At 61.3% G+C, this 14,878-nt stretch carries 15 protein-coding genes; 5 read left to right on the top strand and 10 right to left on the bottom strand.

The genetic code is table 11. From position 1 onward, the window contains the following. Positions 1-161 precede the first annotated feature (161 nt). The 5 genes from OO25_RS18630 to OO25_RS18610 all read left to right on the top strand — a co-directional run bounded on the left by OO25_RS18630 (position 162) and on the right by OO25_RS18610 (position 5,790). Positions 162-1,814: a hypothetical protein gene (locus OO25_RS18630; RefSeq protein WP_040181939.1), complete on the top strand. Its 1,653-nt coding sequence runs from the start codon at positions 162-164 to the stop codon at positions 1,812-1,814. 162 nt (positions 1,815-1,976) lie between these two features. Further along, positions 1,977-2,837, top strand: a complete 861-nt coding sequence (locus OO25_RS18625; RefSeq protein WP_369808876.1) for an S-methyl-5'-thioadenosine phosphorylase — start codon at positions 1,977-1,979, stop codon at positions 2,835-2,837. A 212-nt stretch (positions 2,838-3,049) separates the two neighbouring features. Further along, positions 3,050-3,589 (top strand): adenine phosphoribosyltransferase, encoded by a 540-nt coding sequence (locus OO25_RS18620; RefSeq protein WP_040172078.1) that lies wholly within the window; start codon positions 3,050-3,052, stop codon positions 3,587-3,589. A 262-nt stretch (positions 3,590-3,851) separates the two neighbouring features. Beyond that, the gene (locus tag OO25_RS18615) at positions 3,852-4,328 is read left to right on the top strand and encodes a fasciclin domain-containing protein (RefSeq protein WP_040181935.1); all 477 of its coding nucleotides are present in this window, start codon (positions 3,852-3,854) and stop codon (positions 4,326-4,328) included. Positions 4,329-4,569: 241 nt separating this feature from the next. Next, positions 4,570-5,790 (top strand): CynX/NimT family MFS transporter, encoded by a 1,221-nt coding sequence (locus OO25_RS18610; RefSeq protein ID WP_040181933.1) that lies wholly within the window; start codon positions 4,570-4,572, stop codon positions 5,788-5,790. Positions 5,791-5,815: 25 nt separating this feature from the next. On the opposite strand, the gene OO25_RS18605 is transcribed toward OO25_RS18610, so the two are convergent. From OO25_RS18605 to coxB, 10 genes are all read right to left on the bottom strand, one after another. Further along, positions 5,816-7,240, bottom strand: a complete 1,425-nt coding sequence (locus OO25_RS18605; protein ID WP_040181931.1) for an FAD-binding oxidoreductase — start codon at positions 7,238-7,240, stop codon at positions 5,816-5,818. A gap of 49 nt (positions 7,241-7,289) precedes the next feature. Then, positions 7,290-7,880 (bottom strand): GNAT family N-acetyltransferase, encoded by a 591-nt coding sequence (locus OO25_RS18600; RefSeq protein ID WP_040172069.1) that lies wholly within the window; start codon positions 7,878-7,880, stop codon positions 7,290-7,292. Further along, positions 7,880-9,142, bottom strand: a complete 1,263-nt coding sequence (locus OO25_RS18595; protein WP_040181929.1) for a pitrilysin family protein — start codon at positions 9,140-9,142, stop codon at positions 7,880-7,882. Before OO25_RS18595 ends, OO25_RS18600 begins: the two co-directional genes overlap by 1 nt. Continuing rightward, the gene (gene thrC / locus OO25_RS18590) at positions 9,139-10,527 is read right to left on the bottom strand and encodes a threonine synthase (RefSeq protein ID WP_040181927.1); all 1,389 of its coding nucleotides are present in this window, start codon (positions 10,525-10,527) and stop codon (positions 9,139-9,141) included. The genes OO25_RS18595 and thrC overlap by 4 nt, the downstream gene beginning before the upstream one ends. A 4-nt stretch (positions 10,528-10,531) precedes the next feature. Then, positions 10,532-11,206, bottom strand: a complete 675-nt coding sequence (locus tag OO25_RS18585; protein WP_040181962.1) for an SURF1 family protein — start codon at positions 11,204-11,206, stop codon at positions 10,532-10,534. A gap of 118 nt (positions 11,207-11,324) precedes the next feature. Next, on the bottom strand, positions 11,325-12,140 hold the full coding sequence (locus tag OO25_RS18580) for a cytochrome c oxidase subunit 3 (RefSeq protein WP_040172059.1): 816 nt from the start codon (positions 12,138-12,140) through the stop codon (positions 11,325-11,327). 24 nt (positions 12,141-12,164) lie between these two features. Beyond that, positions 12,165-12,752, bottom strand: coding sequence for a cytochrome c oxidase assembly protein (locus tag OO25_RS18575; protein ID WP_040172055.1), 588 nt, complete (start codon positions 12,750-12,752; stop codon positions 12,165-12,167). Further along, positions 12,752-12,934: a hypothetical protein gene (locus OO25_RS18570; protein ID WP_024098237.1), complete on the bottom strand. Its 183-nt coding sequence runs from the start codon at positions 12,932-12,934 to the stop codon at positions 12,752-12,754. The genes OO25_RS18575 and OO25_RS18570 overlap by 1 nt, the downstream gene beginning before the upstream one ends. A 1-nt stretch (position 12,935) precedes the next feature. After that, positions 12,936-13,877 carry a heme o synthase gene (gene cyoE, locus OO25_RS18565; RefSeq protein WP_040181925.1) on the bottom strand — a complete coding sequence of 314 codons (942 nt, stop codon included), beginning with the start codon at positions 13,875-13,877 and terminating at the stop codon, positions 12,936-12,938. A gap of 122 nt (positions 13,878-13,999) precedes the next feature. Next, positions 14,000-14,839, bottom strand: coding sequence for a cytochrome c oxidase subunit II (gene coxB, locus OO25_RS18560; protein ID WP_040172049.1), 840 nt, complete (start codon positions 14,837-14,839; stop codon positions 14,000-14,002). Positions 14,840-14,878 lie beyond the last annotated feature (39 nt).

Below are 14,878 nucleotides of genomic sequence, written 5' to 3'. Positions count from 1 at the left end.
GATTGGGTCAACCCTCCTGCCCAATTGTTTCGCACGCGAAACATTGCGGCAGCGCTGCTGACATTAAACTTAAGCGGTTGTTAATCGCCCACCGCTCGCCCCACCTTGATTTGCCGGTATTTTCACGAAACTGTTGCGTCATTGCACCCAAAGGATTTGACATGCAGCGGTTTAAAAGCTGGGACGAGATTGAGCCAACGGCCACCGAGGCGGAGCGAGAACTGAAAGCCGCTGTGGAAGCGGGAAAATTCTGCCGCTGCGGCCCCGATGGTCAAACACCACCAGAGCCAGACGACTGGTCGCGCCCTCCCTCTGACCGCCATATCCGTGCCGATGTGCTGCGGTTTTTTCTGCTCGGCGGGGGTCAAGACAGCCCGGCTACGGAATCTGGTGTTGGACTGGCAGGCGCGCTTATCAATGGAGATTTAAACCTGACGGACTGCGAAATCACCGGCAACATGTTGCTGCACAATTGCCGGTTCAAGAATGGCATCTATGCCGCCCGCTGCACCGCATTGAAAAACGTCTCGCTGGACTCCTGCAAACTGCCGTTTCTTGCAGCCCACGGCCTCAAAACCGGCGGCCAGCTCGACTTCGAGGGTGCCGAGTTCCAGAACAAGGACGAGATCGCACTAAACCTCCAAAACGCTGATATTGGCCAGAGCCTGTTTCTCTCGTCTGCGAAAATCTTCGGCGCAGCGGATCTGAAAAGCCTCAAAACCAGCGGCCAGCTGTCCTGCATCGGCACAGAGTTCCAGAACGAGGGCGGAAAAGCACTAAACCTCCAAAACGCGGATATTGGCCAGAGCCTGTTTCTCTCCTCTGCAAAAATCTTCGGCGAAGCGGATCTGAATGGCCTCAATACCGGTGGCCAGCTGTCCTGCATCGGCGCCGAGTTCCAGAACAAGGACGGAAGGGCGCTGAACCTCCAAAACGCCAATATTGCAAAAGACTTTTTCTTTCGTGACCAGATCGCTGTCCAAGGCGTCGTAGATCTCAACGCAGCAAGATGCGGCGACCTTGTTGATGATCCCGACTGCTGGCCAGACGATGCGCAAAACGGTGAAAACCTCATCCTAGACGGCTTCACCTATCACCGCATCTTCGGCCCCACCGATGCCCGTACCCGGCTCAACTGGCTCGCGCAAGGGGACCGCTGGAACGGTGAATTCTTCCCCCAACCCTACAAACAGCTCGCCAAGGTTCTGCACGATATGGGGCATGAGGCGGATGCAACCAAGGTCCGCGTCGCACTCGGAAAAAAGCTGCGACACCACGCCTGCGAAGAGCGCATTGCAAACGCCAAACACCCCATTCAACGCCTGTGGGCCAAAGCAACAACGCCCGCCCTTTGGATCTGGCACAGCCTCTCCCTGCTCCTGACGGGCCATGGTTTTCGCCCAGAACGCAGCCTGATCGCCTTGGTGCTCCTGTGGGGCCTCGCCACCATACCCGCCCACCTCGCCTGGGAGGAAGGCAGCTTTGCCCCCAATTCGGCAGTTGCGCTCCAATCAGAGAGCTGGGCGACATACAGCGCAGATCATAGCTATCCGCCTCATCCCAACCCAGCCAAAGACTGGAGCCTGACCTCCACCATTGGCCGCGACTGGGAAAGCTTCAATCGCTATGCCTATGCGGCAGATCTTGTCGTCCCCATCATCGACCTAGGCCAGACCGACGCCTGGGCACCTTCGACCGAACGGGGCTGGTGGGGCTGGCATCTCTGGTGGGCGCGCTGGGTGTTCACGCTCGCAGGCTGGATCGTCACCGCTCTTGGCGCGGCGGCTTTGACGGGGGTCATCCGGCGCGAATAATCGCCCGCCCGTCATCTTTCCCCAAATACTCTCGCCGAAGGCCTTGATGCCGCCCAATGGGCGGGATCAATCAATTTCCCCCCGGACGCTTGTCAAACCAGCCCCGCCTCAGGCACAACCAAGTGAGCAGCACAAGGGACAGATCACGTGACACAGGATACAATGATTGCGGTTATCGGCGGCTCGGGCCTCTATGACATCGACGGTCTCAATGGCGCCGAGTGGGTCACGGTGGAAACCCCTTGGGGGGCGCCCTCGGATCAGATCCTGACCGGGACCTTGGACGGCGTGAAAATGGCCTTCCTGCCCCGTCACGGGCGCGGCCATGTGCATTCCCCGACCGAAGTCCCCTACCGCGCCAATATCGACGCGCTGAAGCGGCTGGGGGTGACGGATGTGTTCTCTATCTCCGCCTGCGGCTCCTTCCGCGAGGAGATGGCGCCGGGGGATTTTGTCATCGTTGATCAGTTCATCGACCGGACCTTCGCGCGCGAGAAAAGCTTCTTCGGCACCGGCTGTGTCGCCCATGTCAGCGTCGCGCACCCCACCTGCGAACGGCTCTCGGACGCGGCGGAGGCGGCGGGCAAAGATGCTGGCATCAGCATCCATCGCGGCGGCACCTATCTCTGTATGGAGGGGCCGCAGTTCTCCTCCATGGCGGAAAGCAAGACGTATCGCAGCTGGGGCTGTGACGTGATCGGTATGACCAACATGCCCGAGGCAAAACTCGCCCGCGAGGCGGAACTCTGCTATGCCTCCATCGCCATGGTAACGGATTTCGACAGCTGGCACCCTGAACATGGTGCGGTGGAAATCACCGACATTATCGCCACCCTCACCGGCAACTCCGCCAAGGGCCGCGCGCTGGTGCAGCGCCTGCCTGCGCTCTTGGGCCAGACCCGCGCCGCCTGCCCGCATGGCTGCGATACCGCGCTGGAATACGCCATCATGACCGCGCCGGAGAAACGCGACCCCGCCCTGCTTGCAAAGCTGGATGCCGTTGCAGGCCGCGTTCTGGGCTAAAACCCGCGCCCTGCCCTGACCTGACCCTGATGATCCTGATTGGTTCTGAAAGGTCACAGCCGCAAAAGACAACGGGCACGGGCGGACCCTGCCCTTGTCTGCACCGCGCCCATCAGCGACATATCTTTGGCCGCGCCGCTGCCTATGGGCTGCCGTGGCAAAGACACCGCCCAAAAGGCGATCCATAGAGACGACCAAAAAGGGGACACCCCATGGCCCGCAAAACCGCAGTCAAAGACTACATCCGTACCATCGTCGATTTCCCTCACGAGGGCATCATGTTCCGCGATGTCACCACGCTCTTTGCCGACCCGCGCGGGTTTCGCATGGCCATTGACCAGATGCTGCACCCCTATGCGGGCGAGCAGATCGACAAGGTTGTGGGGCTAGAGGCGCGCGGCTTCATCCTCGGCGGCGCCATCGCGCATCAGCTGAGCGTTGGCTTCGTGCCGATCCGCAAGAAGGGCAAACTGCCCGGCACCACCATCAGCCAGGAATACAAACTGGAGTATGGCGAGGCGATCATGGAAGTGCATGACGACGCCATCCAGCCCGGCGAGAAGATCCTGGTCGTGGACGACCTACTCGCCACCGGCGGCACGGCGGCGGCAGGCATCAAATTGATTGAGCGTCTGGGCGGCGAAATCGTCTCCTGCGCCTTTGTCATTGATCTGCCGGAACTCGGCGGGCGCAAGGTGCTTGAAGATCTTGGCATGGATGTCACCGTGCTCTGCGAATTCGAGGGCGCCTGATACCGCGCCCGCCCGCAGCAAACTGGCTATGATCCGTCCCTGACCACATTGGAAACAGGGGTGGATCACCTGAAAATTGCAGGCAAACCTATCTTCTCAATCACATAAATGTGAGTGGAAATCATAAGGGCGCGTGGCTTAGGCGGCGCGCCTTTTTTGTCAACTTGCGCCCGGCGAAAACCCGCCAGATCCAAACCGCAATCCTCCCCGTAACACCGTCAATGCCAGCTTGGGCATGCAACCAAAACAGAGGAATGTACTCATGATCCGCAAGACACTTCTGACCGCCGCCGCAACCATGGCGCTCGCCACCTCCGCTTTCGCCGGTGGCCATGCCAAGGACATTGTCGACACTGCCGCGGGTGCTGGGGATTTCTCAACACTGGTTGCTGCGGTGCAGGCCGCTGGTCTGGTTGACACGCTGAAGGGCGACGGGCCTTTCACCGTCTTTGCCCCGACCGATGCCGCCTTTGCCGCCCTGCCCGCAGGCACTGTAGAGGAGCTGCTGAAGCCGGAAAACAAGGACAGGCTGGTCGAAGTCCTGACCTATCACGTGGTCCCCGGCAAGGTGATGTCCGGTGATCTGGTTGATGACATGAAGGCCGCAACCGTCCAGGGCAGCGAAATCACCATTGATCTGGACAGCGGCGTGATGGTGGATGAGGCAACGGTCACAACAGCAGATATCGAGGCTGAAAACGGCGTGATCCACGTCATCGACACCGTGATCATGCCCTAAAATTCAGGCGGGATGGCCAGCGAAGCGGTTCGCGCGGCCCCCATCCCTGAGTGGCGCGCCTGCTCCTGCGGTCTTTTTCCTTTCGGACCACGGGATAGGGGCGCGGCCACAGTCGGCGGCGACGGCCCGAGATACCGCCGCCGACATAATCTGCGGTGATTGACACCCCTGCTGTCCCTCTCCCCTCTTGGAAGGGGTGATAATCATTGCAGCATGTCGGCGCGTCTCATAGCGTGCCGACATGTCCACCTCTGCCATCCTCGACAGCCGCTATTCCTGGGCCAGACTTCTGGTCACGCTGGCCATTGCCACTGTCGCGAATGTCGGCATGTGGGCGGTGATCGTGGTCATGCCCGCTGTCGAGGTCGAATTCGGCGCCGATCGCGCTGCGGCCTCGCTGCCTTATACATTGACGATGATCGGCTTTGCCGTGGGCAATCTGGTGATTGGCCGACTGGTTGACCGGTTCGGCATTACGCTGGCCCTTTGCGCGGCGGCGCTGCTCAGTGCTGTCAGCTACGGGTTGGCGATGCTGGCGCCGGATATGATCTGGCTGTCGGCAGCGCATCTGTTTCTGGGGCTGGGCACGGCGGCTGGATTTGGGCCGCTGATTGCTGATATCTCCCACTGGTTTCAACGACGGCGCGGCATTGCGGTGGCACTGGTCGCCAGCGGCAATTACCTCTCCGGTGCGATCTGGCCCACGGCGCTGGCCGGAATGCTGGCCGAAAGCGGGTGGCGCAGCGTCTATGCCACCCTTGCCGGGGTCACGCTGCTGGTGGTGATCCCGCTGTCGGTGGTCTTGCGACGCCGCATCGCACTCAGCGCGCAGGGCGACAGTGCCGCGACCTCCGCCAGCAATGCCGCACGGGTGGGGCTCTCCCCGCGTCAGCTGCAATGGATATTGGGGCTGGCAGGCATCGGCTGCTGCGTCGCCATGTCGATGCCGCAGGTTCATATCGTCGCCTATTGCGTTGGTCTTGGCTATGGCCCGACGGTGGGGGCTGAGATGCTGTCGCTGATGTTGCTGGGCGGCGTGGTCAGCCGGGTGATTTCCGGTCTGGTCGCGGATCGGTTCGGCGGCGTGCGGACACTGCTGGTGGGGTCCATCCTGCAATGTATCGCGCTGTTTCTGTACCTGCCGTACGACGGTATGGTCTCGCTCTATCTGGTCAGCGCCATTTTCGGGCTGGCACAGGGCGGTATCGTGCCGAGCTATGCGTTGGTGGTGCGGGAGTACATGCCCCCGCAGGAGGCAGGCACCCGCGTGGGGTTCGTGATGATGATGACTATCCTTGGCATGGCGCTGGGGGGCTGGATGTCGGGCTGGATCTACGACGTCAGCGGATCCTATCAGCTGGCCTTTGTGAACGGGATCTTCTGGAACGGGCTCAATATCGCGATCATGGTGCTGCTGCTGATGCGCAGTCGACCCGCCCGCCCCCGGATGCAGCCAGCCTGAGCCACCTTACCTGCCCTACCTGTCCCTAGTCGGCGGGTGGCACCACGGCACCGGGGTTCATGATACCGTGCGGATCCAGCGCCTGTTTGATCGCCCGCATCGCCGCCAGTTTCACCGGATCACCATAGCGCTGCAGATCCACCACCTTCAGCCGTCCGATGCCATGTTCAGCACTGACCGAGCCGCCGTAGTCATGGGTCAGATCATGCACGCAGCGCTTCACATCGCTGCGCAGATGCTCATAGGCGCTGCGATCCTGCCCCTGCGCGGGAAAGACGTTGTAGTGCAGGTTGCCATCGCCCAGATGACCAAAACAATTGATCCGCATATCCCCCAGCGCTGCCAGACGCTTGCCGCCCTCGACAATGAAATCGGGAATACGTGAAATCGGGACCGAGATGTCGTGGCTGGAGATCGAGCCGATGCGGCGATTGCCCTCGGGGATATGCTCGCGCACCGACCACAGCGTCTGCCGCTGCGCCTCCGACTGGGCGATCACGCCATCGGCGCAAAGCCCGGCCTCAAATGCGCTCCCGAACACTGCCGCCAGCGCCTCCGCCGGGCTGCGCCCGCTGGGCAGACCAAGATCAATCAGCACACACCATTCAGGCAAATCGTCAAACGGCAGGCGCAGATCCGGCAGCGTTTGGCGCAGGAACTCAAGCCCCTGCCGGTGGATCAGTTCAAAGGCGCTGATCGTCTCGCCCAGTTGATCACGCGCCAGCGCCAGCAAGTCAATTGCTGCGGCGGGCGAAGCAACCGTCAGGATCGCGGTGCCCTCTTCCGCCGGGATCGGCGAAAGCTTCAGCGAGGCGGCGGTAATAATGCCCAGCGTGCCCTCGGCCCCGATCAGAAGATTGCGCAGGTCATAACCGGTGTTGTCCTTGCGCAGGCGGCTGAGGCCCTGCCAGATCTCACCATTGGGCAGCACCGCCTCCAGCCCCAGGCAGAGATCGCGCGCATTGCCATAACGCAGAACATTGACCCCGCCGGCATTGGTCGCAAGCGTGCCGCCAATTCGCGCCGTACCCTCTGCCGCCAGTGACAGCGGGAACAACCGACCCGCCGCCTGCGCGGCGGCCTGCACATCGGCCAGCACCATGCCCGCCTCAACCGCGATCACGTTCTCCTGCGGATAAACCCCGCGCAGGGCGGTCATGCGCTCCAGCGAGATCACCAGCGGTGCCGGCCCCTCCGCGCCCATGATCTGCCCGCCGACAAGCCCGGTGCCGCCGCCATAGGGCACCACAGGCACACGGGCGGCATGGGCGGCCCGCAGAAGTGTCGCGACCTCCTCAGTCCTGCGCGGCAAGGCCACAACACCCGCCTGCCCGTGATAGCGGCCACGCGGCTCTTCCAGATACCGGGGGTCCGCCGCGCGCAGGGTGTCCTCGGGCAGCAAAGCGCGCAGATGGTCGATAAAACCGGTGTCCGCAGGGTTCAGGGTCATGCGCGTCTCTCCTATTGCCGTGCTATGGTCGACCGCGCCCATCAGGGCGTCAGGCTTGTCCGACCTGCGTGCGTCCGCGCCGATCATGGCGCAACGAAGCATATAGGACATGTGTCCGCCAGCGCCCGTTGATTTGCAGATAAGATTGCGCCACGCCTTCATATTTGAAGCCGGCACTCTCCAACAGCCCGCGGGAGGCGGCGTTTTCCGGCAAACACGCCGCCTCGATCCGGCTCAGATCCAGCTTGGTAAAGGCGTGATGCACCACCGCCCCGATCGCCTCGCGCATATAGCCGTGGCGGGCGAAGGGCTGGCCGGTCCAATACCCCAGCGTGCCCGCCTGTGCAGGCCCGCGCCGGATATTGTCCAGCGTGATCGCCCCGACCAGCAGCTGATCGCTGCGTCGGATCAGAAACAGCGGCAGTGCCGAGCCAGAGCTGACCGCGCGGCGCGCCCAGTAAACCCGGTTGGTGAAGCTTTTACGGCTCAGATGATCTGTCGCCCAGCTGGGCTCCCACGGGGTGAGATAGCCCTGGCTGTGCTGGCGCAGCGCGGCCCAGTCGCGAAAATCCGCATGGATCGGCGGCCTGAGAGTCAGGCGTTCGGTCTCAATGCGCACCTTGCGTCCGGTCAGCAGCATCAGGCGGCGCGCCTCTCCTGCAGGGCGGTCAGCGGGGCGGCATCGCCCACCGGACCATAGAGCGCCAGCGCCATGGACGCGCGGTGGGCCATATCCTCGGCCATGGCGCGCACATCGGCGGTGGTCACCGCATCAATCCGCGCCACGGTGTCCTCCAGTGGCGGCACCTCGTCCCAGATCTGCACCAGACGGGCCAGCCGTTCGGCACGGTTGGTCGGGCTTTCCAGCCCCATCAGCATCCCCGCCTTCATCTGCGCCCGCGCACGATCCACCTCGGCATCGCTCATATCGCTGGCGGCGCGCTTCATCTCGTCGATGGTGATGCCAGCCAATTCATCCAGCTGACCCCCGGATGTGCCCGCATAAAGCGTCAGCGTGCCGGTGTCGGCGTAGGCACCGGTCTGGGCAAAGATCGTGTAGCACAGCCCGCGTTTTTCGCGCACCTCCTGGAACAGGCGGCTCGACATGCCGCCGCCCAAGGCGCTGGAGTAGATCTGCGCGGTGTAGATCGCATCGTCGCGGTACCCCGGCCCCTCAAAGGCCAGCGCGATATGGGCCTGTTCCAGCGCCTTCTCCTGCCGCGCCTCACCGCCGGTGAAGGTTGCCGCCGCAGGCATAACCAGCGTCTTGGGGGCCATGCTGCCGAACAGCTCTTCGGCCAGTTTCACGATTGTGTCATGGTCCACCGCACCAGAGGCGGCGAGGATCATCTGACCCGGTCCGTAGTGTTCACCGACAAACCGCTCCAGATCCTCACGGTCAAAGGCACGCACCCGCTCAGCCGGACCAAGGATGGTCCGCCCGATGGGTTGGTCATGATAGCTTTCTTCCTGAAGCCAGTCGAAAATCACATCATCGGGCGTGTCCAACGCCTGACCAATTTCCTGCAGGATCACGCCGCGCTCAATCTCAATCTCGCGCGGGTCGAACACCGGGTTCAGCACGATATCGGCCACGACATCCAAGGCCAACGGCACATCTTCCTGCAAGACACGGGCATAATAGGCCGTCACCTCGCGGCTGGTGTAGGCGTTGATATAGCCGCCCACATCCTCAATCGCCTCAGCAATTTCCAGCGCGCTGCGCCGCTTGGTGCCTTTGAACGCCATATGCTCAAGAAAATGAGCAATCCCGTTCTGCTCAATCCGCTCGTTCCGCCCGCCTGCGGTCACCCAGACGCCGATGGCAGCAGATTGCAGCCCCGGCATGGTTTCGGTGACGATTCTGAACCCGTTGGCGAGTTGGTGTTGTTGAACTGTCAATGCGCGATGTGCTTTCTGATATGTGTCTCAAGAGTGGTCAGATCATTGGCGATCCGTGTCACCCGTTCCGATCTGTCATACAGATCTGCCATGCGCGGGGGAAGAGGCGGATGAATGCCGCTGGCCTCTTCTACAGCCGCCGGGAATTTCGCCGGATGCGCAGTGGCCAGCGTCACCATCGGGACCGCAGGGTTGCGCTGTTCATTGGCAACCTTCACGCCGATGGCGCTATGCGGACACAGCAGCTCGCCGGAGGCCGCGCGTTCCGATGTGATGGTGGCGGAGGTTTCCGCTTCCGAGCAGCGCCCGGAGACATAATGCTCCTGCAAGGCCTGCATGGCGCCCTGGCTGACTTCGAAACCACCCGACTTCAGCTCGTCCATCAGCTGGGCCACGGCGGCGCCATCCTGCCCGTAGGCATAGAACAGCGCGCGTTCAAAGTTCGACGACACCTGAATATCCATCGACGGCGAGATTGACGGGATGGTCTCGCCCTTATGATAGCCCTGCCCGCTCAGACAGCGGTGCAGAATGTCGTTCTGATTGGTGGCCACCACCAGCTGGTCAATCGGCAGCCCCATCTGCTTGGCAATGAAGCCCGCGAAAATGTCACCGAAGTTGCCAGTCGGCACGGTAAAGCTCACCTTGCGCTCTGGCGCGCCCAGCGACACGGCAGAGGTGAAGTAATAGACCACCTGCGCCAGCACACGGGCAAAGTTGATGGAGTTCACACCGGCCAGACGCACCTCATCGCGGAAGTCAAAGTCGTTGAACATATCCTTCAGCGCGGCCTGGCAGTCGTCAAAATCGCCATCCACAGCCAGCGCATGCACATTGGCATCGGCGGGCGTGGTCATCTGACGGCGCTGCACCTCCGACACCCGGCCATGGGGGTAAAGGATGAAGACATTGACCGCATCCAAACCACCAAAGGCCTGAATCGCCGCAGAGCCAGTATCGCCGGAGGTGGCCCCCACGATGGTCACGCTTTCGCCGCGCCGCTTCAGCGCGGTTTCAAACAGCTGACCGATCAGCTGCATGGCGAAATCCTTGAACGCCAGCGTCGGGCCGTGGAACAGCTCCAGCAGGAAATGGTTCGGCGCCAACTGCACCAGCGGCGCGCGCGCGGCATGGCCAAAGCCGTCATAGGCGCGGGCGATGATGCCGCGAAATTCCTCATCGGTGAAGCAATCGCCAAGGAACGGGCGCATCACACGAAACGCGACCTCCTCATAGGAAAGACCGGCAAGGGCCGCGATCTCCGCCTTGGACATGGTCGGGATTTCGGCCGGAACATAAAGCCCGCCGTCACGGGCAAGCCCAGTCAGCATGGCATCTTCAAAGGTCAGCTCGGGCGCCTGGCCCCGGGTCGAGATATATTTCATCGCTTCAGCCTTCGGATTTTGGGCGCGAGCGCCACAGGAAATAGGTGGTCATGGCGGCCCAGATCAGGGCCAGCGAAAACCAGGTGATCGCGTATTGCAAGTGATTGTTCTGGATGCCTGCTGTGGTCACCGGCTGCGGTGTCACATCCGCGTCGGCAGAGGCACTGCGGGCGACGATCAGCACCGGTTCGGTGCCCAGCCGTTCGGCCATATAGGCCACATCGCGCGCATAGAGGATATTGGTATCGACCTCGGGCGCCGGAGTGGTCCAGTCGCCCTCATCCGGCCACAGGAGGTTGCCAGTGATCGCGGCGGCGCCAGTGGCACGCGCGCGCTCCTTCGCGGCGGCAGGGACGAAACCCCGGTCCAACAGCACCCGTCGGCCATCTTCGGTCAGCAAGGGGGAGATGATGCGGTAGCCGGTCTCAGCCGTCTTGGTGACCCAGAACACATGCAGTTCCGCCGCTTCAACCTCGCCACTGACCGACACCGCGCGGTAGCGATCCTGCGCCTCGACCGGGGTCTCTGGCAGGGCAACCGGAGCCGCCGCAATCCGGGCGTCGATGGTGCGCAGCAGGTCTTCTTTCCAGGCCAGTCGCTGGATCTGCCAGATCCCTAGTGCCATCAGCGCCGCAAGGCCCAGACCGCCAACAAGGGATAGAAAGATCAACCGTCGCATCACGCTGTCCTTGCGAATGAGAAAGCGCGCGGAGCATGGCTCCGCGCGCTGCATGTCTTACGGGGTCAGGTCGGGATTCGAAACCACAAACCTGTACCCGTTACAATTCGGGATGCCCTTAGTGGGCCAGACCTGCGGTGCCCCAGACGTAAACCGCCACGAAGAGGAACAGCCAGACCACGTCAACGAAGTGCCAGTACCAGGCAGCGGCCTCGAAACCGACGTGCTGCTCGGGGGTGAAATCGCCTTTCATTGCGCGGATCAGGCAGACGGTCAGGAAGATGGTCCCGATGATCACGTGAAAACCGTGGAAGCCAGTGGCCATGAAGAAGTTCGAGTAGAACTCATCGCCGCCAAATTCCCAGCCTTCGTGCAGCAGGTGAACATATTCATAGCCCTGCAGGAAGGTGAAGAAGACACCCAGCAAGATACCGATGGACAGGCCCTGGATCAGCGCCTTGCGGTCATTGTTGTGGACCAGCGCGTGGTGCGCCCAAGTGACAGCACAGCCAGACAGCAGCAACACCAGCGTGTTGATCAGCGGCAAGTGGAAGGCATCAACCGGATAGATGCTCGGTGCCACATATTCGGTGCCGACATAGGTCTCCATCGGGTAGATCGCGTGTTTGAAGAACGACCAGAACCAAGCGAAGAAGAACATCACTTCGGACATCACAAAGAGGATGAACCCATAGCGCAGACCGATGCGAACAACCGGGGTGTGATCGCCCTGACGCGCCTCGGCAACAACCTCTGCCCACCAAGCATAGGCGCTGTAGACCACCATGATGAGGCCGCCCCAGAACGCATAGGCTGTAACGCCATGCATCCACAGAACCGCGCCAAACAACATGATGAAGGTCCCGAGCGAGCTGAGCAGCGGCCAGATCGACGGCGGAAGAATATGATAGTCGTGATTTTTAGCGTGCGCCATTTAAGTGTCCCTCACCAAAGCGGCCTAGTTCGTGTTTGTGCCTGCCCCGGCTGTATCACCGGTTTCAAGGGCGGCATACCCTTCTGGCAGATCGATTTCATAGAATGTGTACGACAGCGTGATCGTATGCACGTATTTTCCGTCCCGATCCTCGACAATTTCAGGATCGACAAAGAAGGTCACAGGCATTTCCACCCGTTCCCCCGGTTGCAGCACCTGCTCTTCAAAGCAGAAACAGGCGATTTTCTCAAAGAAAGCGCCGGCCGAATAGGGCGTCACATTATAAGACGCCTGCCCGGCAACGGGGCGGTCGGTCGGGTTGTAGGCCTCATAGAAGGCCAGCCCGGTTTCCCCGATCTTGATCTCCATCTCACGCTCAACCGGGGTGAATTGCCACGGCATATCGCGTTCCTTGGAGGCGTCAAAACGCACGGTGATGGTCTGATCCAGCACCGTATCAGAAGCCTGATCCGCAACGCCAGTGACGCCGCCAAAGCCGGTGACCCGGCAGAACCAATCATAAAACGGCACCGATGCCCAGGCGAGCCCGCCCATCAGGACAACAACACCAACCAGCTGTACGACGGTTTTCTGTGGTCCCTGCAATGCCATCAGTTTTGCTCCTCGGTCTGTTCCACAGCGGCGGCAGTGTTGGGAAATTTGAACCCTGCCGATGTGACCTTGACGATGGTCAGGGCCAAAACCAGCACCACGAAGGATCCCAGCAGAACCCCAACGCCAATGTTGCGGCCTTTCCGTCTCTGGTGCAGCTCATGCTCTTTGCGCAGGCTCATCTTACCAGCCTCCCAATCCGTAGGGTTTCAGCACAGCCTCAGCGAGGATCGCGCCGAAGTGCAGGAAGAGGTACAGCAGCGACAGTTTGAAGAAGCTGCGCTCGACCTTGAAGTTGTCCGCCTCGCTGTCGTCTTCGTCACGACGCGAGATCTTCCAGGCACCTTGCAGGAACAGTGCGTTCAGCACCAGCGCCACCCCCAGATAGACTGGGCCACCCACGCCGGAGAAGGCCGTGCCAACCGCCAGCAGGGCCAGCAGGGCCGTGTAGATCAGAATATGTTTGCGGGTGGAGCGGCGGCCATGGGTCACAGTCAGCATCGGCACGCCCGCATCGTCGTAATCCGAGCGCATGAACAGCGCCAGCGCCCAGAAATGCGGCGGCGTCCACATAAAGGTCAGGGCGAACATCAGCCAAGGCTCAACCGCCATGGAGCCTGTGGCCGCAATCCAGCCAATGACCGGCGGGAAGGCGCCCGCAGCGCCACCAATGACGATGTTCTGCGGCGTCGCGCGCTTCAGCCACATGGTGTAAATCACCACGTAAAAGAAGATGGTGAAGGCCAGAAACGCCCCGGCAAACACATTGGTTGCCAGTGCCAGCATGATCACCGACAGACCGGACAGCGCCAGCCCCAGCGACAGCGCCTCACCCGGCTCAACCTTGCCTGCGGGGATCGGGCGGCTCTTGGTGCGTTTCATCACCTGATCAATATCGGCGTCCCACCACATGTTCAGCGCCCCGGAGGCGCCACCGCCGATGGCAATGAACAGGATAGCGCTGAAGCCGATGACAGGGTGCACGCCAACCGGCGCAGCCAGAAGCCCTACCAGCGCCGTGAACACCACAAGGGACATCACGCGCGGTTTGAGCAGGGCAAAATAGTCCCCGAACTCCGCGTCCCCTTGCTGGACGGTGCTGGCGTTGATGCTTGCGTCAGTCATGGTGCTCTCTTCTGTCGTGATCTGTCTTAGCGAAAGCGGGCGCGCAGCGACTGCGCGGCCCGATCCGTTTTCACGTGATAGCTAGGTGGCACCCGCCCGGAGGCAAGCGCCAATCGTATCGCTCAGTTGGAGGCGACCTGATAGGACTGGGGCAGACCGGCGTATTCTTCGATCGCGCCTTCCAGCCAGGCGTCATAGGCCTCTTGGCTCACCACTTTTACAGTGATCGGCATATAGGCGTGGTCCTTGCCGCAAAGCTCGGAACACTGACCGAAGTAGATGCCTTCCTTGTCAGCCTTGAACCACAGCTCCGCCAGACGACCGGGAACCGCATCCTGCTTCACGCCAAACGCCGGGATGGTCCAGGAATGGATCACGTCTGCACCGGTCACCTGCATCACGACGGTTTTACCGACAGGCACGACAACGGCAGTGTCGGTGGCCAGCAGATACTCATCTTCGGCGTAGCCGTTGTCAGCCAGTTCTTCTTTGGCCAGCATGAAGCTTTCGAAACCGAACTCGTGGTCAACATACTCATAGCCCCAGTACCACTGGTAGCCGGTCACCTTGATGGTGATGTCGCCCTCGGGGATTTCCTGCTGACGGAACAGCTCCGGCAGCGAGAAGGAGCCGATGAACACCAGGATCAGGATCGGCACAACGGTCCATGCGATTTCAACCGGCGTATTGTGGGTGAACTGGGCCGCATTCGGGTTGGCGCGACGGTTAAACCGCACGATTGCATAGAGCAGCAGCCCCCCGACAAACACACAAACAGCGGTGATGATCACCAAAATCATGTAGTCCAGAGAATGGATGCCTTCGGCAAGCTCGGTCGCTGCCGGCTGAAAGCCAAGGCCGCCGTCAACCGGCTTGCCAATGGTTTCCAGACCTTCTTGCGCCATAGCTGGAAGGCTCGAGAGGCCCGAGAAAAGGCCTGAAAGCATCAAAGCGTTCTTCATGTCATGTCCTGATCAGTTGATCGGTTGATCGAGTTGTTC

Origin of the sequence: Phaeobacter sp. S60 (assembly GCF_000826845.1) — a bacterium.
Classification (GTDB): Bacteria; Pseudomonadota; Alphaproteobacteria; order Rhodobacterales; family Rhodobacteraceae; genus Phaeobacter; species Phaeobacter piscinae.
This window is presented reverse-complemented; position numbering and strand designations above follow the sequence as displayed.